The following is a 23820-nucleotide window of genomic DNA, read 5'->3' on the forward strand; positions in this document are numbered from 1 at the left end:
CCCGGGGCTATTCTCATTCCAAAAATCCGCCCTCTACCCCATGCTTTTTACTCTTTGCTCCACGCTCTTTGCTCCATGCCATTTCCTCTTTTTTATTACCTTTACCCGTCGAAAAAAAAACTAAAACTTAGAAAACACATGCTACACACCTGGTTCGAATGCAAGGTAAAATACATTAAAACAGACGAAAACACCGGAAAAGAAAAAAAGGTAACAGAGCCATACCTGGTCGATGCCGTTTCATTCACAGAAGCTGAAAGCCGCATCCATGAAGAGATGCAAACCATGATCCGGGGAGATTTCCAGGTCACCAATATCCGCAAGGCCGATTACAGTGATTTGTTTCCTGATTTCCCGGGCGATAGATGGTATAAATGCAAGGTCAGCCACCTCTCCATCGACGAAAACGCAGGAAAAGAGAAAAAAATCAGCAGTCAGATGCTTGTAATGGCCGATAATGTGCGTGATGCCTACGACAACCTTATGAAAGGCCTGTCTGACATGGTGGTCGATTTTGAGGTGCAAAGCATTACCGAAAGTCCCCTGATGGACGTTTTCCCGTATGATGCGGAAAACGCTTTCGCAAAAAAAGAAACAGCGGATGATGACAGCCAGGAATTAATGGACGAGAATCCGGATCTGGAACAGACAGAATTAAATTGAAAAAACGCCTCCTATGAGATTAGCCCCGGTCTTAAGGCCGGGGAATGATCAACAGGACAAAACCTTCATGACAGCCGGCTTCAAGCCGGCTTCCAAACAACACCAATACCTTCAACTTTTGGGGAAAAGCCGGCTCATTACAGATGTTTGTCGTTTCATCACTTCCCCCGGCTAAACCCGGAGGCTAAGCTCATTATAAAATCTTTTTCTCATAAAAAGTAAATTCCCTGTCTCATGGTATCTCAAAGTCCCCCTTGGGGGGATTTAGGGGGCTCCTCTCCCTCATCCTGCTTCTAACAACCTTTTCCCCTCACATTTTGTTAAAAGATATAAACCCAATAAACGAAAGTCCATGCCACAACGAAAGCAAAAAGAGTTATTCCCCACAAAAGTTTTGAAGAAAGAAGAGATTGCGCCCGGCGTATTCACCATATACACCGAAAAGAAATTTGATTTCATTCCCGGACAGGTAGTTGCCATTGCCATGACGGCAGATGAGGAGCCCCGGCTGTACAGCATCGCCAGTGGCAACACTGCCGGTCACATCCGTATTCTGTTCGACATCAACCCCGAAGGAAGTTTAACCCCCAAACTGGCACAGTTAGATCCCGGGGATGAGATGTTGATGTCCGAACCATTTGGCAGGTTTCTGGGAACTGAAGATCCGGCATGGTGGATAGCCACCGGTACCGGTGTGGCACCCTTTATCAGCATGAGCGAATCGGGCCTGATTCAAAATAAAAAACTAATTCACGGAGCACGCACACCAAAAGAGTTTTGGTTTTCGGAACACTTTTCTGCCTCATTAAACGACCATTATGTTCGATTCGCCACCCGGGAAACAGCTCCCGGCATACAAGCGGGCCGGTTAACACAATGGCTGAAAGAACAAAATAATTTACCAAACAATATAAAATATTATCTTTGTGGTAACGCCAATATGGTGGTGGATGTTCGCGATATCTTGGTCAGTAAGGGAATACCTTATGACAATATAGTTGCAGAAATCTACTTTTAACCTGATTCACCAACCAAACAGTCAGGTAAGATTATTTAACATTCTTGTAACCCGGTTTTCCTGATAACCTGTTGAATTTTTTTTATTATTGCGTTACATTTCCTTTCCCGCACACAAACAAAAAAAATTATTAAACACATACAATATGGACCTAAAGAAATCATTTGGATTTAAAGAGGATGGTACCAATGAAATACCCAAGCCCAAAAGGGTCATTGAGTACATCAATCTCAAACTGGCCGCTATGGGTCAGCCTTACTTCAAATCGAGTTCCCGAATGGGCCTTCTGGAACTGGCCAACGACCTTATCAATAATTACAAAGAAAAAAACCGGTTACTCACCTCATATCTCTGCCCGGCAGATCAGCGTATCCAGAATTTCCTGGATCATTACCTTGCAGATTTCAAAGACAAAAAAGACATCAGACTCCCGTCAGAGACTTTTGTCGTGGATAATCATGGCATTGCCCGTGCACTGTCTCTTCCACCGGATGCAGACAAATTTGAAAGTGACATTATTCACTCCTTCCGTCTGAAACAGGGAATTCTAAACAATCCAAAAAATGACCGGAGAACCACCAAAGGCGTTTTCCATGTGGTAGAGGGCGGACTTCCCATCCCGCACGACAAAAAAGGTGTGCCCAAAGAAGCGTTTGCAAGCTTGCTGGAGAAAGCATTACAGCCTCCGAAAGAGTTGCTCGAAATACCTTTTACATCAACTCAGGAAGAGAAAGCAGCCTCATTTGTTTCTTTGTTGCTCCGACCGGTAGTGGAACCTGCCGTAGGCAATAAGAACAAGGAACGAAGAATGGAGATCCGTTTCTTTGCCCCGGGTAACCTGGTAAGTAACCTGGACTTTGTGGAATCCATTTTCGGGAATGCCGGAGATCCATATCTGACAGAAAACGATTCAGCCCTTGACATTGAAGGCTGGACCGGTCACACCGGCTGTGTCATTCTGGCCCCCCATCTCACCAAATTGAAGAAGAAAGAGCTGGGACTTCCCCACATCAGTGAAGCAACAGAGCGTCAAAAGCGTGATGGCATGTGCTGGGAAAAAGAAGATGAGCTTTACAACGATGGCGGAGCTTTTAAAGTGACTGCCCGTACGGCGGAGGGAATTATAGTGACCCTGATAGCTGATAACTATTTCGGTTATTCCAAGAAAGAAGTCAAAACTCAGATTGGTTATGCTGCCAACCTTCTCGGAAATGTAGAAGAGGAGCACGCCGGTGGCGCCATCGCTTTCCCCACCTACAACCTGGGGGATGAATTCTCAGATCGTAAACAATTCAACCGCAACGACCTCTCTTTTGAGAAAATGGCAGCCATGTACAACGACTATATGGAATTGCAACCTGAAGGTCATGCGGTGGACAGAAAATACAAAGACATCATTTATGTTCCGGAAGATGCAGCCTTTAATCTGATGGAGCAAAAAGTTTCATGGACCAAGGACGGCAAAGAACATTCCATCAGGCTGAATCCGAAAAACACCTATATGTTGCCTGCAGGATATAAGGTACGGATGAACAAGAACCCGTATGTACCCTCCTGGCGACTAATCGGATCGGTGGCCGAAGGAACATTCTGTCACAAGCCTTGTACCGTTTCCGGAGGTGGTAAGTCCGAAATTTCCAAATCCATTGAAGATGCCATCATTTATGGGCCATTCTTCACCGCCGATTACGAGAATGATTTCAAAAAAGTGGAAGAGATCATCAATAAAGATTACTCAGACATCTATCTCCCACACATCAAAACCGCTAAAGATCGTCCCATTTTGAGTTCCAAGCGCTCTCTGGGATCAGTTATTAAGCTGCTGACACCTGCACCCAACCGTTATACCAAAGAGTACAACGAGTGGCTGGAAACCATTCCTCATCACATCAAAGGACTGGTTTACATTGTGAAGCGTTTCTATCGTGCCGAATGGGGTAAAGAGTGGAAAAAATACTTCACGGTCGATATCATTGACGGAAAACACGGAAATGAACTGAAATTCAAAAACCGAAAGCTGGTGGCCAGCTACCTCCGGGTGGGGCTCACCAACGAAGGGGCATGGCGTACCTTCAAGCTGCGTCAGGATTACATCGCCAGCGACAAGCTGCAGATGGAAGATGACATTACCGCTTCCACGGTTGTGCCCGCTTCACAATTGAAAGACCTGGCTCCGGATTTCAACCATCCTTCTGCCAAGTTCATTACCAATTGCGAATATCGCTTCTTCCAGCGACCCGATGAAGCCGTTCACCGCGGTTACGACAAGCAGGCAGAACTGGATTTGTCAACCCCAAATACGTTCATTTCCAATTTTGAACCACTGACCATCAGTGACGCAAAAGAGATAATGGACGATGCCATCGAGTTTGACAAATACACACAACCGATGAAGAGCCTGATTAAGGATGTGGCCAGAAAGAAAGAACACAATTTTTTCGTATCTTCTTCTCACCCACGTATTTTTGAAGGCAAACCATCAGCCAACGTGCGATACCTGCAAAACCGTCCGGGACTCATCAAGCACCGCGAAAACTACATCGCAGAAATGGGCACACGCCTTTACCGGAAAGTTCCTGCCGGGGAGCCGGTATTAACACCCGTTAATGCAGTATTGGGAGGTCGCAGAAACAACCCGCCACAGCCGGGTATTCGTCCGCTGGCGGTTTACAATCCTATTCATTATCAGGATTTGCCCGAACTGTTCATGGACTTCGTTTGCAGCCTGACAGGAAAGTCCCCTTCCACCACCGGTGCCGGTTCAGAGGGTGCACTTACGAAAGGGCCTTTTAATGCCCTGAGTCCGGTGACCGACCTCAACAATGCGCTGGTATCGTTTATTCTCACCGGATACAACGGTTTTACCACTGCAGCAGGTCATATTGGCCCCAACTACCGGGTCGATCACGACATCAGTTTGCTGGTTCCTGAAATATGGAGTCGTCTGAGCCCTGAAGAGGCAGATGCCCAATTCCTGAAAGATCACAATTACCTTGAAAAACTCGAAGATTTCGAGCACAATGGCAAAAAAGTTCTGGCTTCAAGACTGGGATATCGCATCAATGCAAAATTTGCCCGTACTTTCCTGGGACGTGTTTTCGAGAATCCGGATGCCGTATTTAACAGCGAAATGCTGCAGCCCGAGACGCAGGATCAGGAGGTATTTGTGGACGGAATCAACAACATTGTTGAAGCCCAGCAAAGAGTTGCCAAAAGTTATTTTGAGGATGGCAGCGTAGAGGGGGCTGTTCCCCCACTCAAAGCAATTCTGCACGTGATGGCTCATGGTGAATACAACGGTAAGACCATTGACGATCCCGAAATCAGAAAAATGTTTACCCTGGAAAATATGCTGGCCAGTGACTGGTACCATGAGCGCCTGACCAACAAACAACTGGGTGACATCAATCTGTGGCAAAAACACCTCAAGTATTTGCGCGATTACCTCACCACAAGGAAGAACATTGCTCCTGAAGTGGAGGCTAAAATCAAATCGAGCATCGAACTCGCTGAACAATACATCAAGAAGTTTAAGTCGGCTGAGTACCTTAAATCTCTTGAGGGATGCATAGGGTTGGATACTTTTGTGAAGTAATTGTTTTGTTAAATTATTATTTAAAAGAGCTGTTGCCCGGTTATCGGGCGACAGCTCTTTTCTGTTTTTTATCCTTACCTTTGCCCTGTCACAATTAAAAATCACCTTATGGAAGCGCTTTTTGGAAAAACTTTAGAGGAATTGAAAGTCGTTGCTGCTGAAAACGGATTACCCGGATTTACAGCCAAACAAATGGCGCAATGGCTTTATACCAAAAAGGTAAGTGAGATTGACGACATGACCAATCTTTCGAAAGATGCACGTGGCCGGCTTAAAGAAAAATATGAAATAGGACGCGTAGTTCCTTCCAAGGTTCAGGCGTCTGTTGATGGAACAAAAAAATATCTCTATCCTGCTCAAAAAGGGCTTTTTATTGAGGCTGCATACATCCCCGAGAAAGATCGGCACACCTTGTGTATCTCATCCCAGATTGGTTGTAAAATGGGATGCCTGTTTTGCATGACCGGTAAACAGGGTTTTCAGGGACAACTAACTGCCGGAGAAATTGTCAACCAGGTCATCAGTCTTCCCGAGAGCGACCAACTTACCAATATTGTTTATATGGGAATGGGGGAACCGCTGGACAACGTGGACAATGTGCTGAAAAGTCTGGAAATTTTCACCTCCGACTGGGGAATGGGCTGGAGCCCCAGGCGCTTCAACGTCTCTACCATTGGTGTGGAACCAGCTATGAGGCGTTTTATCGAGGAAAGCGACGCACATCTGGCCATCAGCCTGCACACGCCCTTCAATGAGGAACGTAAAAAACTCATGCCCATCGAGCAGGTTTATCCCATCGAAGAGGTAATCGACGCATTAAAAGAATATGACTTCGGACGTCAGCGTAGAATATCCTTTGAATATATTATGTTCGACGGAGTAAATGACACCCCCGCCCATGTAAAAGGTCTCACCAAACTACTTAACGGCATCCGTTGCAGAATCAATCTCATCAGGTTTCACCCCATCCCCGACTCCCCACTCAGAGGCTCATCGGATGAAAAAATCAAATGGTTCTCCGATCAACTCAATAAGAAAGGCCTTACCACAACCATTCGCAGATCGCGGGGAGAGGACATCTATGCAGCTTGTGGACTTCTGTCCACCAAAAATATGCTGAAAGAGGATACAGAGAAAGATTATTAGCTCGTAGTTTTTAGCAAGAACCGGGCGACAATTTCGGATAAAACATCCAATTAAGACCTGTTTTTGGTTGAGATGCAACCAAAAACAGGCTTTAACCATCAATTATTCATTTCGGGCATAATGCGAAGATGCTTTTTAAGGTTCTCAACAATCTCCCTTCTCGGGCTGATTAATACTTCCTTTAGTCGGGCCTCCGGCAGGTTTAGCAGCAATTCCTGCAGGTAATAACTTTTAGAAATAATAAAATCCAAATCCATAGTAGAACATTTCTTCATAAGCAAATTTCCTGAATTAATTATGAAACAATAATTTACCCATTAGGGGAAAAGTCAATAAGACCATTCTACAAACCAAACGGAAATAATCCGAAAAAATTATTTTCACTCTCTTTTATTTATCAGCTGAACATCGTAGTAGATAATGGCTCTGGCTTAAATTCTCGACAATAACACAAATGGTTTATTTACAGTATATTGAACCTTTATGATTGTCGATAAAAGTTGTTGGCCCCCTATCGGGGACCTTTTCTATTAAGGGGATTTCCCCCGGGTTAGTCCCCCGGGGTTATTCAAATTTGCCCCCATTCGGGGACATGTAATAATTACCATTTTAAACTATAGACAAGATAATTTATAAATAATACATTCCTTACACAACACTCCGTTAAACTTTTACAAATAGTTGATAGTTAATTCATTATAAAACCAGGACAACAAACAAGAACTCGCTCATAATAAAGACTTTGCGTCATTGCGTCTCTGCGTTTAAGCTTTTTATAACGGACTATTGTTACAAAAACAAGGCTTTTCCCTATTTGGGATATACACAATGCCACTTGACAAGATTAGGCTGTGTTTTTTAAGGCCGAAGGTCTTTAAGCAATAGCCTGGGGCAACGCCCCAGGAAAATTGTAATACCTCTCCCCCTCTCATTATTGGTCGCGATGCGACCAATAATGAGAGGGGGCCCGGAGGAGGTGCCTCAAGACCCAGGGCGTTGCCCTGGGCTATTGCTATCAGGCTTTCACCCTGTTTCCCTATTCCCTGCTACATTGTTTTATGTATAAGGTAGGTAATTATTGATTCAAAATAATTTTAAACAATGAAGCCTAATTAGTTAACAATTTTTCTCATTTTTGTGGGGTAAAAGCAATTCAAAGAACATGGCATGTTCCAGAAACTAATAAAACTCTTTAAATCAAACGGTTCTATCAGCCAGAAGGTCCTTGGAGGATACCTCTTCAACCTGGTGCTTCTGATTCTGGTCGCAGGATTCAGTCTCTTCGGGATAGCCCGTCTTAAAGACTGGGTACGCAGCACGGAAAAAGTAGATCTTTTACTACATCAAATATACGTATCACGCATTCAGGCCGAAAATCTCACACTCAAAAGCGACACTACCTCCACACATATGGTGGACAGTCTTACCCGCAATATTGAGATACTTCTTCAGGATGCACGTGAAAGCAGACTCAACTCCATCAGTCGGGATGAGTTATCAACGGTCAACAACTGGCTGGATGATTACAAACGTTACTGGGTTTTGGTCATCAACCTAAAAAAAGGACGAAGCGCAACAGAGCAAAAGATGGATGCCCTCTTTCAGCAGGTTTTCTCGGCTGCCCGCCAACCTCTTCCACAAAGAGCATCAACAACACCTGATGCAAAAAAGGGCGAACCTGACCTTTACAACGACCTGATGTACCAACTCCTTCACCTCAAGGAAATTGAAAAAAAACTTTGGAACTACCCGGTCAATGTTGTTACCAGGGAAATGGTGGACACCGTTTTCGAACGCATCAACAGCCTTGTTCCTCCACCCGATGTAGTCTCTCCGGGGTCGGAATCTTTCAGATCTTTATCACAGCTGAGAAGCGGGCTGGCCGGTTATCAGAAAGAGATGCTTGATCTGGTCGGCGAGCTGGAGGAGATTGAGCGTGTACAGACTCTGGTGGACAGAAGTTCGCAAAGCATCCAGATGGCCGGCGAAAAAGCCAACTACCATCAGAATCATGCCATGGAACGATGGGTTATTATCGGTTTTGTTCTGCTTTCAGTATTTATGTCACTGGCCATCATTATTGGTATCTGGATGGCGGTAATCTATTTCAGAAGAATCAAACACGATGAGGAACTCAGAGAACAGGCCAACAAGCAGTTACAGACCAACAGACAGTTACTTAACGACATCATCAACAACAGTTCGGCACTCATCTATGTGAAAGATAGAGAAGGGCGGTTCACGCTCATCAATCAGCCCATGGAGGAGACGCTGGGCCTGGAAGCACATCGGATTATCGGCCGTACCGACAAAGACATCTTCCCTGAAGAGGTGGCTGCCGTATTCAGTAGAAATGATGCAGAAGTTCTGACCGGTAAAAAATCCATTCAAAAAGAAGAGTTCTTTCCGTCCGCAACCGGGAAACGCACCTTTCTGTCCAATAAATTCCCTATTAAAGACAGCTCGGGAGAGGTAATATCGGTATGTGGTGTTTCCACGGATATTACCGAACTGCGCAAAGTCCTTCACGACCTGGAAAGAAGCCGGGAAAACTACCGCAACATAGTCACCAACGTTCCCGGAATTGTCTATCATTGCCAAAGTGATTACAAACGTACCATGCTCTTCATCAGCGGAGGCGTGGAGAACATCATCGGACTGGGAATCAACGCATTCATTCAGGAGGGACAATCCATTATCCCCTTCATCATCAAAGAAGACCGGGACAAAGTCAGAGATATCCTGAGTCGTGCGCTCAACAATCAGTCACCCTTTGAGATGGAATACCGGATCCGTGACTTGGTGGGCAACCGCAAGTGGGTTTATGAAAAAGGGCTCCCTGTGGTTGACAGACAAACCGGACACGTCACGTTCCAGGGCGTTATCATTGATATTACGGCACAAAAAGATGCCGTCAATGAGATTATGATGCGCGACAAACTGTTGGAAGGGGTCTCCGAAGCACTCAAAGAACTGATTGCCAGCACCAATTTTAAAGAGGCACTTCTTAAAGCCCTTAGAGTGCTGGGCGATGGTGCAGGGGTGGATCGTGCATTTGCATTCCGGAATTACAGAAACGAACCGGGACAATTGCTGTTCAAACATTTTGTGGAGTGGGAACACTCCTCTCTGGAACCCATCCATCGAAAAGACCTGACCGACCTGGCTTATGAAAAGATCAGCCCTTCCTGGTACTTTGCCCTCAATGATCAGAAAGACCTGGAGGTAAATGTCCATTCCGCCACTTCCCGTGAAAAATCCTTTTTGGCCAAACTCAGTTCCACCTCTGCCCTGATCATTCCGGTGTTTGTCCACAACTCCTTCTGGGGATTCATCGGGTTCGGCATGGAAATGAAATCAGCCAACTGGAATGAGTCGCAAAAAACGCTGTTCAAAGCCTTTGCTGTAACCATGGGACTGATGATTGCACGCCACCAGAGCAATATAGAGCTGCAAAAAGCCAAAGAAGCAGCCGAAAATGCCACGCGTGCAAAGAGTGACTTTCTGGCGCGTATGAGTCATGAGATCCGCACTCCCCTGAATGCCATTATCGGATGGACACACCTGGGACTTGAAAACTCAGGTTTCCGTGGCCAAAGCGATTACCTCAAGCGCATTCAATCCTCTTCCCGGTCTCTGCTTGGAATTATCAACGACATACTCGACTTCTCCAAAATTGAAGCCGGACGCCTGGAACTTGAATACATCGACTTTGATCTGGAACAGGTTCTCCAGAATTTGGCCGATATGGTACTCTTCAGAGCCAATGAGAAAAACCTGGAGTTGGTATTTGACATAGCTCCGGAAGTGCCACTGAGCCTCGTTGGCGACCCGCTCCGACTGGAACAGGTACTGATAAATCTGGTCAACAATGCTGTAAAATTCACCGATAAGGGACACGTAAATGTAAAGATTAATCTCAAATCCTCCGAAAGCGAGAAAATGGAACTTCTTTTTGCCGTGGAAGATACCGGAATCGGTCTCAAAGAGGAACAAAAGAACAACCTTTTCAAGGCATTTTCACAAGCCGATGTATCTACTACCCGCAAATACGGGGGATCGGGGCTTGGCCTGGCTATTTGCAAGCGTATTACCCAAATGATGGGCGGAGAGATATGGGTGGAGAGCGATTATGGTAAAGGCAGCAAATTCTTCTTCACAGCTTTTATCGATCGCCAGATGATTCAGAAAAAAGACCAGATGCTTCATGCCTTTGAGGTGGAGGGCGATGAAGCGATGATTGGTTGCAACAATGTTAAAACAGCCATCGGTCTGAAAAGCATGCTCACCGATTTTGGATTTAAGGTTCATCGCACCTGTGCCTACCAATCTCTCCTGAGCAAGCTGGAAAGCATCAGTCCCTCCGCTCCTCTCTGGCTATTGTTCATCGACTGGCCCATGATAACAGACCTTGGAAAAGAAGCCATAAATGACCTGCTACGATACAACGACCGTTTCGAACATCTTGTGATAATGGCTTCACCATTTCATGAGGAGGAATTAAAAGAAGTGTGGCCCGAAGAGGATTTGCCCTATGTGTTGATGCACAAACCGGCCAATTATTCCATTGTGTTTGACACCCTGATGGATGCCATGGGGGGTGCTGACTTTACTCAGGCAGAGGGTGGTTCCAAAAAGAAAAATTACAAAGATCTTCTGATAAAAGAGAAACCACTAAAACTGCTGATGGTTGAGGACAACGATACCAACCGTGAACTCACCAAAGAGTTGCTGGCTATGGCCAACATATCAACCGATATGGCTGTTAACGGACAGGAGGCTCTGGATCTGGCCAAAACGCAGGAGGGAAACTGTCCCTACGATCTGGTGCTGATGGACATTCACATGCCGGGAATGAACGGCTATACAGCCACCCGAAGGATGAAGCGAATAGATGGTTGGGGTGAGGTACCCGTGGTAGCCATGACTGCTGAAGCACTGGGAGATGTTGAAAACCAATGCTTACAGGCAGGAATGACCGGTCTGGTAGCCAAACCCATCGATCCGGATGACCTCTTCAGAGTCATTTATCGCCTTGTTTTTGGAGAAGTCAGGGACGCTGATGCCATCATGCAACATTCCGAAAAAGGCCGTGAATACAAATTCCCAAAAATCGACGGTCTTGACGTTCAGGCAGGAATCCGTCGCATGGGAGGACGCTCCGACCTTTACGGCCGATTGCTTAAGGGATTTTGCCACGACTATGCAGAAATCGGAGACCGCCTGAAACAGTTGGAAGATGAGGAAGAAACAGAAGAAACCGCGCGGCTTTTACACTCCCTCAAAGGAATTGTCGGCACCATGGAGGCCCCCACCCTTTATCAGCAAGCTCAGAAGACCGAAAAGGCTTTCAAAGAGGAGACATCCAACTATAAACAACTAAAAGAAAAACTCATCAAGGAGGTTAAAAGACAAATAAAACAAATCAACAAGAAAATTTAACATTTGGAAATTTGTGTATTTTTTTGTTATTTGAGCCCCAGATTAATACAAAAACACCTCGTTAAACAATAAAACAGAAGCCTATAGAACATTTTTACAAGCAAATTTTAAATATTGATTATGATGACAGAACTGACTATCCTGTCTGATGAAGAGCTTGTAAAAAAGTTTATATCAGGAGATTCGAGGTGTATTGACTTGTTGATTGAAAGACATCATCAGCGCATTTATTCATTTATTTTTCTAATGGTCAGGCAACGGGATCTGGCCGAGGATATCTTTCAGGATGTATTTGTAAAAGTGATTCATTCACTCAAATCCGGTAAATATGCCGAAAACGGGCGTTTTACATCCTGGGTTATGCGCATTGCCCATAATCTCATCATTGACCATTTTCGCAAGCAGAAGAACCAGCAAATGGTCTCCAACGACCAGCACAGTTTCGATCTGTTTAACAACGCCAGGTTTTCCGACCAGACCATCGAAGACCAGATGGTTCATGATCAGCTAATCAGTGAGGTAGCAGCTTTGGTGGAAATGTTGCCCGAATCACAGAAAGAGGTCATCAGACTGCGCCACTACTTCGGCCTTTCATTCAAGGAAATAGCAGAGGAAACCAATGTGAGCATCAATACAGCACTGGGGCGTATGCGTTATGCACTCATCAATATGCGGAAAATGATGGAAGAAAAAAATATGTCGCTGACTATTTGAAAAAAAAATCAATCCATTCCATACGTGTAACCTCTCTTTCGATTGTCCTATTATTAAACCATCAAAAGAGAGTTGCCTTATGAATGCAAAAGAGATAAGACGTAACCTGTATAAGGTATTCAGAATGACCGGTATTCCCCGGAACGTAATTGATGAAAGAGCATCTTTAACCGACGATTTGTTTATGGATGATGTGGATATGGCTTGTTTCCTGTTTTACCTGGAAACCCGTTTCAAAGTGAATGTAAAGAATGAGGAGATGACACATCTGCAATCGGTAGGTTCAACCATCAACTACCTACAGCAACATTGCGCATAAAACAGATCCATAAAGCTTCCCGCTTAAAAATCTGGTTTTAAAACAACAACATAGCCACGGCGGACTTGCTCCGCCGTTATTTATAATAATTCATCCATAAACTTTTTCATAAAGGTATCACCACTGCCGGGGCTTCATCTTTTGGATCACAACATTTTTTCTACCAAACTGCCGCCCCTCCGGGGCTGTTCCATCTCAAACCCCATCGCTCAACCTCAACTCTCAACTCCCAACCTCAACCTCAACCTCAACTCTCAACTCTCATTCCTCCTGCTTCTCAAATATCTTCTCCACCGAATCATCAGGACTGATAATATTGTACCTCGACCAGAAATCATCATCGTAAGATTCAATCTGATCGGACAAGATATAATCTGCCCTGAAAGCATCACTCCACCGGAACTCTTTTCTCTCACCATCTCTTAAGTCAGTGATAAGCAATTCGGAAACGGTGTTGAATACAGTACGAATATTCTCTTTTCGGTCAATCACTTTCATATTTACCTCACCTCTGACGCTGTTCAGAATCCATTTGTCATTCCAGGGCCGGTAATCAATACGGTAGCGGGCAAAAGATGGTTTGGTCCTGAAACGACGGCTGTCACGTCTTATAAGGTATTCACGACTTTTCCTTATGGTTTTTCCTGTCATCTGAAAAGAGGCACTCACAATGGCAAAAGATGCTTCATCCACCACAATCTCGCCCTCATAAAGCAATTCTCCGGTATCGTTTTGCGGTTCAAAACCAATCACAAACACAGTGCGCCCGTGATCATAATCCATACGTCTAAAAGAGTACTGATAGACAGAATTTCCGGCCTCATCGGGCAGAAAGCCCCCCTGACGAACAATATCCACCCTGCTGAAAAGGAAAGGTCCTCCCTGCAGCTTAAAATCAATCATTTCCATATCACCGCTGTATTGCCCTTTCCGGCCTTTCACAAAACGTACCCGCTCCAGAGCATACTCCTGAAAATAAGGAGGCTTAAATATCTCCACCACAGCTTCAGACACATCCACATACTTTTTGTCCTGCTGAATGGTCTCCCGAAAAAATGCAGTTAGAATCAGCGGATTTTCCGCATAATTTTCTTTTTTCCTGCGCACCACTTCGCGCATTATTTCCTCTGGCTTTACAAGCTTCACCAGCACCTCGGGCAAGTGAACCGATGTTTCGGACAAACTCACCACCACGGTTGTATCAGAAGCAGGAATAATCAGTGAATCACGCCGGTACCCAAGGCTGGAAAAGACCAGCTTTTCTCCTGCATATTCAGCCGGCAGGAAAAAACCAAACTTCCCCTGTCGATTGGAGGCTGTTCCGAGGGATTTTCCTGCAATACCAATATTGACCATATCCATGGGTTCCTGACTTGCAGAGTCAACCACAACCCCACTTATATGAATGGATCCAACATCAACCCGCGCAGGCTCGGAGGAGATTATAATCTGCCGGTCCATCTGATGGATTTCCAGCTCCTCCTGATGAAATGTTCTTTTTAACCACTGATCAAGATATACCGAATCGGCACGGACATCAACAATGCTGTCTCCGGCAATCAATGATGCATCATAAGAAAAAGCAATGTCGTAACGAACCGATAAGGAATCGAAAAAGGCAGCCACTGATATATTGTCATAATCAAATGAATATCTCCTCTCCAAAATATTTTCCTGAGACCGAACAGGCAAACTGACAAATAAAAAAGCCCAGAGAATAATCCATCTGCCGGGGATTATTGGTCTGATTATCTCTTCAGTATGTTTAGGAAAACTATTCATCATTCGGTACAAACATCTTTATTTATCTTATATAATCCAGTAACGCAAAAGTTAAAGAAAAAGACGAAATCAGGAACTTTTGAAAATATTCCGGACATTATATTTTTCAAAATCCGGCTGCCCACATATCAGGGATATTTTACTAACCTACCTTATACATAAAACAGGTACGATGTAAACAAGCTGAAAGTCTGAGAGCAACAGCCCAGGGCAACGCCCCAGACTATTACTTAAAGACCTTCGGCCTTAAAAAACGCAACAACATTATGTATTCCTTTAAAAGGAAAAAGCCTCGCTTTTGGGAGGACTGAATTATTCAAAACGAAAACCTATGAATCGAAGATCAACGAAGTCAATAACCCAGCCAATTATTTTTGGGCCGACAAGAAGATAGTCTCCCCCTCCCGTTTCGACTCCAGATTAAAGGTAGTACAAACGACTTCAAGAACAAAATCCAACGAATTATCACTAAAGCGGGCTGTCAGCTTCTGTTCTCCCAGCTCTTCATCTGAAAACTGAAAATCAGCACTATACACACGGCCAAGAGTCTCAACAACCTCACTCAGGGGGGTTTCTTCAAATTTTATCTGACCGGTAAGCCACGACAAAAGATTGGGATCGGTGGTCTCCACAACGGAGAGCAAACGGCTTTTTTTATCAAAAAGGGCAGTTTGTCCAACGGTCAGCACAACCATCTCCTGCTCAGAGGGCGGAACCACCTCAACCCGCCCCTCAAGAACGGCTATTTCGGTTACATCCATGTTGGGATAAGCCCGCACATTAAATTTAGTACCGGTCACACGAATGGTCACATCCCCGGTGTTAATTACAAAGGGCCAGTCTATATCTCCTTCTACTTCGAAGAAGCCTTCTCCTTCCAGTTCTACAGTGCGTTCCTCATCATTAAATGGCTGATTACATAAAAACCTGGAGCTGTTGTTAAGAATAACTTTACTTCCGTCACTCAGCAACATCTCCTCGCGCGGCGAGTTGGAAACAATTAAGGAAGATTGATTTACCTGCGGTTTTAAAAGAAGAAACCACGAAAGTCCAAGAACAACAATTACAGAAGCTGCAACAGCCAGTGTTTTCCCTAAAGAAAACGTCCTGCCTTTTGAAACTTCCGGAAAAGAAGACTCTTTTGTAAATCGATGCACATTCTTCCAGGCAGACTCCGTATCTGTTTGCTGAACAAACAAGGCTTCTTCACCCCGAAGCCATGAATCTTTGATACGCTCCCACTCCTGCTCGTTGGCCCGATCTGCATGAACCCACTGTTCCAGCAATCCCCGGTCAATTTCATCAGCCTCTCCGCTCAAAACACGTGCTGCCAGTTCCCAGTTTATATTTTTCTCGTTTTCCAACATCATTTCAACTATTTATGAGTTGCTTATATTTTTTGTATATCGGTCTGCATTAACCCCTTCTGTCCTTAGGGATTGTGCCAAAATAATATAGTGGTCCAAACGCAACCTCAGTCCTTTTTATGAGCGATCATCGGATTAAACATCTCCCTGAGTGTCTTAAGTGCTTTTCCCATCTGTGCTTCCACAGTCTTTTGTGAAATACCTAATTTTCCTGCAATTTCTTTGTATTTAAACCCGTCGAATCTGCTCATTTTAAAAATCTCTCTACGCCGTGGGGGCATCTCTTCAATAGCCTTCAGAACTTCCCCCACCAACTCGTCCTCCTCTGCACTGTTTTCCTCTTCCGGCAAATTGAACTGATCCTCCACCGAATAAAAATGAGGTCTGCGCTTCAGTTCATTCAAACAACTATTGCGCACGGCAGTCGTCAGATAACTGTTCAAAGATTCAAGCTTTAACTCTTTCCTTTTCTCCCAGTACCTGATAAAAACCATCTGCACAATATTCTCAGCCTCCTGCCGATCGGATAAATACCTGAAGGCAAATAACGACAAACGGGCATACGACGACCGGAACAGTTCTTCGAAAACATGTTCATCTCCTCTGGCTATGAGTCGGACAATCTCTTTTTCCGATCGTGGTATTTGCATATTTTTTTGTTTCAGTCACTTTAATGACACTAATTTATCAAAAAACCCTTATCGACGTTCATTCTTTTTATTCATTTAACCCACCTTATACATAAAACAATATAGGAGGCAGTACGGAAACAAGCTGAAAGCCTGAAAGCAATAGCCCAGGGCAACGCCCTGGGTTGCAATTCCCTACTCTCCCCCGCGGTTTATTGGTCGCGTCGCGACCAATAAACCGCGGGGGAGAGATATTACAATTTTCCTGGGACGTTGCCCCAGGCTATTGCTTAAAGACCTTTGACCTAAAAAAAACGCAACAACATTATGTATTCCTTAAAAAGAGAAAAGCCACGCTTTTAGGAAACCTGCATTATACATAATGCTTGCCCGAAAAGTCCAATTTCTGCGTTACGTCCTTTCTGAAAACAGTTATTCATCAAAGTAAACACCTTGATTTTCAGAAAGGACAAGCCTTGAACTTGGACTTTTCAAATCAAGCACTCAGTTTTATTGCTGGCACTACACAATATCAATAACACATTCAGATTATTGACTTATGTGTTTCTCTGAAAAAAGCCCCCCCATTTTGAAGGACTGTCCTGTAAAAAACGGATATTCCTCCAAAAAGCAGTAATTTTGACGGGAGAAAACCGTTCCTGCCGATAATTGTTTATTGATAGAGAAAACAAAACACAATAATACTATGCCAAATATCAAAGCCTGGGTTATTTCATTGCGTCTTAGGACCCTCCCGCTGGCACTCTCCACCATCTTTATGGGTTCATTTCTTGCGGTGGATTCTGACACATTTCGTTGGTCTGTACTGATTTGGGCCTCCCTGACCACTCTTTTTTTACAAATCCTCTCCAACCTGGCCAATGATTATGGCGACGCTCTTTCGGGAGCCGACAATGATGAACGTGAAGGTCCCCGGCGGGCTCTTCAGCAGGGGGCAATTACCCTGAAGCAGATGAAAGTCGCGATCTCAACTACCGCATTACTGGCTCTAATCTCCGGGCTGACACTTATTTTTATATCACTCCAGGGAAATCATCTTTATGCATTCGCCTTTTTCCTGATGGGAATAGCAGCTATTGCGGCAGCTATTCGTTACACCGTCGGACGCAATCCTTACGGATACAGAGGTTTGGGGGATTTTTACGTATATCTCTTTTTTGGCCTGATGGGCGTGGGAGGCACCTTTTTCCTGCATTCCGGATACTGGGATTGGTCGGTGTTGCTTCCTGCCACGGCGGTAGGATTTTTCAGCACCGGAGTTTTAAATTTGAACAACACCAGGGATATTGAAAGTGACAAAAAAAGTGGTAAAAAAACGCTCCCGGTGATGATGGGGCGCAAAAATGCAGCATTGTACCACTCATTTTTACTATTATCGGGCTGGACTGCAATGGTAATTTGGCTCCTCATTTATGAATCACGACCGGGAGCATGGCTGGTATTTTTATCAATGCCATTATTCGTTAAAAACATCATTGCCATTTTCCGGTTCGATGCCCCTTCCGCAAAACTGGATCCTGAGCTGAGAAATTTATCACTGGGCACCTTACTTTTTGTTCTTTTGTACGGAATAGGTGTTTTTTAAGAAAATTATAAAGAATGCTATGCTCAAAGCCACTTTTCGACCATACACACTAAAATTTAAAACGCCGGGAGGAACCTCAAGAGGTGTTCTGACCGAAAAAACCAGTTGGTTCATCACCGTTTGGGACGAAAAGAATCCGGACATCAAAGGAATTGGTGAATGCTCTGTTTTGCCAAAACTCAGTCCTGATGACCGCCCGAATATTGAAACCAAATTAGAAGATGTCGCTCGAAACACAGACCTTCTGAAAAGCAATTTTCATACTGCTCTTGCTGATTGGCCGGCAATCAGGTTTGCTTTGGAAACAGCCCTGCTTGATTTAGGTAACGGCGGCAATCAGGAGTTATTCCCCGGTCCTTTCACTTCAGGTACAAAAGGCATTCCCATCAACGGGTTGATCTGGATGGGTTCACCGAATGAGATGAAACAACAAATTGAAGAAAAACTTAATGCCGGATTCAGATGCCTGAAAATGAAAATCGGCGCCATAGATTTTCAACAGGAATACAACATCCTGAAAAAACTGAGAAGCACATTCAGCCCCAAAGATCTTGAATTAAGAGTGGATGCCAATGGCGCTTTTTCGGCCTCTGAAGCTCCCTCCATTCTTGAAAAACTGGCAGAACTTAATATCCACTCCATCGAGCAACCCATCAAAGCCGGTCAGTGGCAGGAGATGGCTCAGATCTGTGAAAGCACGCCCCTGCCCGTTGCCCTTGATGAGGAACTGATAGGAATAGATGAGCCTGCCCGGAAAGAACAGTTGCTGCAGACCATCAGGCCTCAATACATCATATTAAAACCAAGCCTGACGGGCGGGTTCAAAGCTTCTGAAGAGTGGATATCGGCAGCAGAAAACAACAATACCGGGTGGTGGGTTACCTCGGCCCTGGAGAGCAATATTGGCCTCAATGCCATTGCACAATGGACAGCCACACTCAACAACCCGATGCCACAGGGGCTGGGAACCGGACAGGTATTCTCAAACAACACCAAGTCATCTTTAACCATCAAAATTGGTGAACTATGGATGAAAAAATAAATGGCAGTGATGGATAATTCATACCAACAATACACATCCCTTACTTTACTGGGTAAGAAATACAACAAAGCAGAATTACTGAAACTGTGTGAGACAAAACTGCAAAGCAACGAAACACCTGCCTGGGAAAATTTTCTCTATGCTTTCCTGTTGGAATGGCTCAATGACAGTCCCTTTGTGAAGGTTAAGACCTCAGGCTCCACCGGAACTCCCAAAACCTTGCAGGTCCGCAAGTCGGCTATGCTGCAATCAGCCTTCAACACTCTGGATTTTTTTGATTTAAAAGAAAATAAAACCGCACTCCTTTGTCTTCCCTGTGAATTCATTGCCGGAAAAATGATGGTGGTAAGAGCCCTGGCAGGGAAAATGGATCTGATCCCGGTTCCTGTTAACGGTACTCCTCTGGATCCTCTTAAACATCCGGTGGATTTTGCAGCACTGACGCCACTTCAGATGAGCAATCAGCTTGAAAAAAATTCTGATAAAACACATCTTCTCAAAACAGTCATCCTCGGCGGAAGTTCTGTCAGCGAAGAGCTGACGGCCCTCCTTCAGGATCAGCCATTCGAGGCATGGGAGACTTACGGAATGACAGAAACCCTTTCGCATGTGGCATTACGTCTTCTAAACGGATCCGGGAAAGACGATTTTTTCACCCCACTGCCGGGAGTCCGAATTGAAACAGACCAGAGGGAATGTCTTGTTATTGATGTCGCAGGAATCACCAACGGGCCGATGATCACCAACGATATTGTAAATCTTAACAATGACGGAAAATTCAAAATATCGGGAAGAATGGACAACATCATCAATTCAGGAGGGATCAAAATTTCACCTGAAAAAATTGAATCTCTGATATCAGGAATAATCAGCACCCCATTCTTCATCGGAGCACTTCCACACCCACAGTTGGGACAGCAACCCGTACTGGTAATGGAAAACCCTCCTGAAGATGAAAATGAATTATTGAATCACATCAAAAAGATGGTTCCGCAATTCCATGCCCCAAAAAAAATTATTATCCGCAACCCGCTGCCACGAACCGAAAACGGGAAAATCAAACGAACATTGAACGGGTGATTATGGTTATTTCCGGTCATCTTTGGTATCTTTGCAGGTCAATTTGAGAGGAAACAATGGGAAAGACCAAAGCTACAGCATCCAAATACATTAGCATAAAAGGGGCACGGGTTCACAACCTGAAAAACATCGACCTGGACATCCCCCGAAATCAGTTTATTATTATTACCGGTGTATCAGGCTCCGGCAAAAGCTCACTGGCCTTCGACACGCTTTACGCTGAAGGACAGCGACGCTATGTGGAAAGCCTGAGTTCTTATGCCCGGCAGTTCCTCGGACGTCTCGACAAGCCTGAGGTGGACTATATCAAAGGTATTCCGCCTGCCATTGCCATTGAGCAAAAAGTTAATACCCGAAATCCACGATCCACCGTGGGAACATCAACGGAGATATACGATTACCTGAAACTGCTGTATGCCCGCATAGGGCGCACTTTTTCACCCGTATCGGGCAATGAGGTTAAGAAGCATCAGGTGGATGATGTCATCGACTTCATCAACCAGTTCGAAGATGGAACAAAAATGGCCGTTCTGGCAAGTATCGTCACACCGGCAGACCGTTCCTGCGCCGACCATTTGTCCATTCTCAAACAACAGGGTTTCAGCCGGGTGGAATCAGATGGAACTTTCCTGAGAATTGATGAACTGCTGCAGGATGAAGACTTGCTCTCAAAATGCCGGGAAATAAATCTGGTGATCGATCGCATCAGTGTAAAAAAAGAGGATGAAGACAACGAATCGCGTCTGGCCGACTCACTTCAAACGGCCTTTTACGAAGGACGGGGAGAGTGTCTGATTAAGATTTACACTGATGAGGGGCCTCAAACGTACACATTCTCCAACCGATTTGAAGCCGATGGCATTGTCTTTGAAGAACCCACCGAACACACCTTTTCTTTTAACAATCCTATTGGAGCCTGCCCCACCTGCGAAGGATTTGGCAACGTAATCGGCATTGACGAAGACCTGGTAATCCCCAACAAGAATCTGTCGATATATGACGATGCCATTGCCTGCTGGCGTGGTGAAAAAATGGGGGAATGGAAAAATGTTTTGATCAACAATGCACACAAATTCGACTTCCCTGTTCACAAACCTTATTATGAGCTTACACCGGAACAACGAGAGCTGTTATGGACCGGAAACCGCCATTTTTACGGACTGAATAAGTTCTTTAAGCATCTCGAATCCAAACAATATAAGATCCAGTTCAGAGTAATGCTTTCGCGTTACCGGGGAAAAACAACCTGTCCCGATTGCCGGGGTACCCGTCTGAAGAAGGAGGCCATGTACGTCAAAATCAACGGCAGGAGCATTCATGAACTCGTGCTGATGCCCGTATCTGAACTGGAGACTTTCTTCGGAGAGCTGAAACTCAACGAGCATGAACAAAAAGTCTCCAAACGGCTGCTGATAGAAATCACCTCCCGCCTGCAGTTTCTCAACAATGTGGGACTCGGATATCTGACACTTAACCGGCTTTCCTCCACACTATCGGGCGGTGAGAGTCAGCGCATCAACCTGGCCACTTCGCTGGGCAGCAGCCTGGTAGGATCGCTTTACATTCTGGATGAGCCCAGCATTGGTCTCCATCCCCGCGATACCCATCTGCTTATCAATGTTCTTCAGCACTTAAAAAAGCTGGGAAACACAGTCGTTGTGGTCGAACATGATGAAGAGATCATCCGAGCCGGCGACGAAATCATTGACATCGGGCCGAGAGCCGGGCAAAATGGCGGAGAAGTTGTGTTTCAGGGGAACTTCAGAGAACTGGAAGCCACTCCCGACAGTCTTACTACCCAATATTTGAATGGGACCCGAAAAATTGAAATTCCTTCTTCCCGGAGATCATGGAACAATTCGCTGGAAATTGTTGGCGCCAGAGAGAACAATCTAAAAAATCTGAATGTAAAAATCCCGCTCAATGTGCTGCATGTAATAACAGGAGTCAGCGGTTCCGGAAAATCATCTCTGGTAAAAAAAGTACTCTATCCGGCCCTGAAAAAGATCAAAGGAGGATATGCCGATAAAACTGGCGAGTTTGATCTGCTGAAAGGAGATACAAAAGCAATCTCTGACGTTGAATTCATTGACCAGAATCCCATCGGAAAGTCCTCAAGATCCAACCCCGCCACTTACCTCAAAGCATACGACGAAATCAGAAAACTGATGGCCGACCAGAAACAGGCGAAAGTCAACGGCCTCAAACCGGCACACTTCTCCTTCAATGTGGACGGCGGACGGTGCGATGAATGTCAGGGAGAAGGAACCATTAAAATAGAAATGCAGTTTATGGCTGACATCGTTCTCACCTGTGAGAGTTGCCAGGGAAAACGATTTAAGCCTGAAATTCTGGACATCACTTACAGGGGCAAAAACATCCATGATATTCTGGAAATGACCGTCAATCAGAGCATTGAATTCTTCAGGGAGGCCGATGGTAATACCGAAAAACGCATCGCAGTAAAACTACAGCCGCTGGCAGATGTAGGATTGGGCTATGTACACCTGGGGCAACCTTCCAGTACACTGAGTGGCGGTGAGAGCCAGCGTATAAAACTGGCATCTTTTCTGGCTATGGAAAAAACGGAGCCTACTCTTTTCATTTTTGATGAACCTACCACAGGCCTCCACTTTCATGACATTCAAAAACTCCTGAAAGCATTTGAAGCATTGATAGAAAAAGGCCATACCGTTTTAGTGGTGGAGCACAATATGGAGATCATCAAGTCGGCCGACTGGATTACAGACCTGGGGCCGGAAGGCGGAAATGAAGGAGGCAATCTGGTGTTTGCAGGAAAACCCGAGGACCTGATAAAATCAGGATTGGGACATACCGGTAAATATCTGGAGCCCTACCTGCCTCAATAGGGCCAGATAACAGGCAAGACTCTATTTAATCCAGTTCAAGGCCAAAAAGAATGGCAACACAACCTCCGGTGTCAATTTCAGGGTTCTCATCATCAGGAACCGATACCTCAACCTCTATGGTGCGGGTAGTTTGCACATCAAAATCCCAACGGCTTGCAAATTCAACCTGAGAATTATCAAAGAGAAGGCCGGAGTCAGCATCCAGCACCCTGAAATGCAGTTTAGGCAGTTCCGAAACACCCTTGACCAACAATCTGTATTTCTGCCCCTTAAAAACGGTTTTTCTGAGAACAATGGTTTCTCCTTCGCCAAGAATCGTGGCGTTATAGTTACCATCATGAAGATATGGCGATAATTCAGGCTTAGCTACCGCCCTTGCAAAACCGGAACACTGAGCCACACTACTTACCGACACAAAAAAAAGGACCAAAAAAGCACCACCGACAAATGTCAGCATACGGGCCATTTTTTTGAGGCGATATTTCATAAAGTTTTCGTTCAGCATTCGTCTTTTAATGGTTTGAGTGTATCAACCCGAGCCGCATGA

At 44.9% G+C, this 23820-nt stretch carries 16 protein-coding genes; 11 read left to right on the forward strand and 5 right to left on the reverse strand.

The window, feature by feature from the left end:
• The first annotated feature begins 138 nt into the window (after positions 1-138).
• The 4 genes from BY457_RS15140 to rlmN all read left to right on the forward strand — a co-directional run bounded on the left by BY457_RS15140 (position 139) and on the right by rlmN (position 6422).
• Positions 139-663 (forward strand): DUF4494 domain-containing protein, encoded by a 525-nt coding sequence (locus BY457_RS15140; RefSeq protein ID WP_106154173.1) that lies wholly within the window; start codon positions 139-141, stop codon positions 661-663.
• A 352-nt stretch (positions 664-1015) separates the two neighbouring features.
• Positions 1016-1681, forward strand: coding sequence for an FAD-binding oxidoreductase (locus BY457_RS15145; protein ID WP_106154174.1), 666 nt, complete (start codon positions 1016-1018; stop codon positions 1679-1681).
• 145 nt (positions 1682-1826) lie between these two features.
• Positions 1827-5276, forward strand: a complete 3450-nt coding sequence (locus BY457_RS15150) for a hypothetical protein (protein WP_106154175.1) — start codon at positions 1827-1829, stop codon at positions 5274-5276.
• 108 nt (positions 5277-5384) lie between these two features.
• Entirely contained in the window at positions 5385-6422 is a 1038-nt protein-coding gene (rlmN, locus tag BY457_RS15155) for a 23S rRNA (adenine(2503)-C(2))-methyltransferase RlmN (RefSeq protein ID WP_106154176.1), read from the forward strand.
• Positions 6423-6520: 98 nt separating this feature from the next.
• On the opposite strand, the gene BY457_RS19055 is transcribed toward rlmN, so the two are convergent.
• A complete protein-coding gene (locus BY457_RS19055; RefSeq protein WP_181256504.1) occupies positions 6521-6679 on the reverse strand; it encodes a hypothetical protein in 159 nt (52 codons plus the stop codon).
• A 910-nt stretch (positions 6680-7589) separates the two neighbouring features.
• On the opposite strand from BY457_RS19055, the gene BY457_RS15160 reads away from it, so the two are divergent.
• From BY457_RS15160 to BY457_RS15170, 3 genes are all read left to right on the forward strand, one after another.
• Positions 7590-11864 carry an ATP-binding protein gene (locus BY457_RS15160; protein ID WP_106154177.1) on the forward strand — a complete coding sequence of 1425 codons (4275 nt, stop codon included), beginning with the start codon at positions 7590-7592 and terminating at the stop codon, positions 11862-11864.
• A gap of 120 nt (positions 11865-11984) precedes the next feature.
• Positions 11985-12578, forward strand: coding sequence for an RNA polymerase sigma factor (locus BY457_RS15165; protein ID WP_258176758.1), 594 nt, complete (start codon positions 11985-11987; stop codon positions 12576-12578).
• Positions 12579-12657: 79 nt separating this feature from the next.
• A complete protein-coding gene (locus tag BY457_RS15170) occupies positions 12658-12897 on the forward strand; it encodes an acyl carrier protein (RefSeq protein WP_106154179.1) in 240 nt (79 codons plus the stop codon).
• Between the two features lie 261 nt (positions 12898-13158).
• Here BY457_RS15170 and BY457_RS15175 read toward each other — a convergent pair whose 3' ends face one another.
• The 3 genes from BY457_RS15175 to BY457_RS15185 form a co-directional block, all read right to left on the reverse strand.
• On the reverse strand, positions 13159-14682 hold the full coding sequence (locus tag BY457_RS15175) for a carboxypeptidase-like regulatory domain-containing protein (RefSeq protein ID WP_106154180.1): 1524 nt from the start codon (positions 14680-14682) through the stop codon (positions 13159-13161).
• 365 nt (positions 14683-15047) lie between these two features.
• Positions 15048-16049: a FecR family protein gene (locus BY457_RS15180; RefSeq protein WP_258176759.1), complete on the reverse strand. Its 1002-nt coding sequence runs from the start codon at positions 16047-16049 to the stop codon at positions 15048-15050.
• A gap of 104 nt (positions 16050-16153) precedes the next feature.
• Entirely contained in the window at positions 16154-16696 is a 543-nt protein-coding gene (locus BY457_RS15185; RefSeq protein WP_106154182.1) for an RNA polymerase sigma-70 factor, read from the reverse strand.
• Positions 16697-17381: 685 nt separating this feature from the next.
• On the opposite strand from BY457_RS15185, the gene BY457_RS15190 reads away from it, so the two are divergent.
• The 4 genes from BY457_RS15190 to uvrA are packed head-to-tail and all read left to right on the forward strand — an operon-like array spanning position 17382 to position 23273.
• Entirely contained in the window at positions 17382-18281 is a 900-nt protein-coding gene (locus BY457_RS15190; RefSeq protein ID WP_106154183.1) for a 1,4-dihydroxy-2-naphthoate polyprenyltransferase, read from the forward strand.
• 19 nt (positions 18282-18300) lie between these two features.
• The gene (locus BY457_RS15195; RefSeq protein WP_106154184.1) at positions 18301-19323 is read left to right on the forward strand and encodes an o-succinylbenzoate synthase; all 1023 of its coding nucleotides are present in this window, start codon (positions 18301-18303) and stop codon (positions 19321-19323) included.
• Positions 19324-19332: 9 nt separating this feature from the next.
• Entirely contained in the window at positions 19333-20403 is a 1071-nt protein-coding gene (locus tag BY457_RS15200; RefSeq protein WP_258176760.1) for an AMP-binding protein, read from the forward strand.
• 56 nt (positions 20404-20459) lie between these two features.
• Positions 20460-23273, forward strand: a complete 2814-nt coding sequence (uvrA, locus tag BY457_RS15205; RefSeq protein ID WP_106154185.1) for an excinuclease ABC subunit UvrA — start codon at positions 20460-20462, stop codon at positions 23271-23273.
• 25 nt (positions 23274-23298) lie between these two features.
• Here uvrA and BY457_RS15210 read toward each other — a convergent pair whose 3' ends face one another.
• On the reverse strand, positions 23299-23778 hold the full coding sequence (locus tag BY457_RS15210) for a hypothetical protein (protein ID WP_106154186.1): 480 nt from the start codon (positions 23776-23778) through the stop codon (positions 23299-23301).
• Positions 23779-23820 lie beyond the last annotated feature (42 nt).

The organism is Marinilabilia salmonicolor, assembly GCF_003003035.1.
Taxonomy (GTDB): Bacteria; Bacteroidota; Bacteroidia; order Bacteroidales; family Marinilabiliaceae; genus Marinilabilia; species Marinilabilia salmonicolor_A.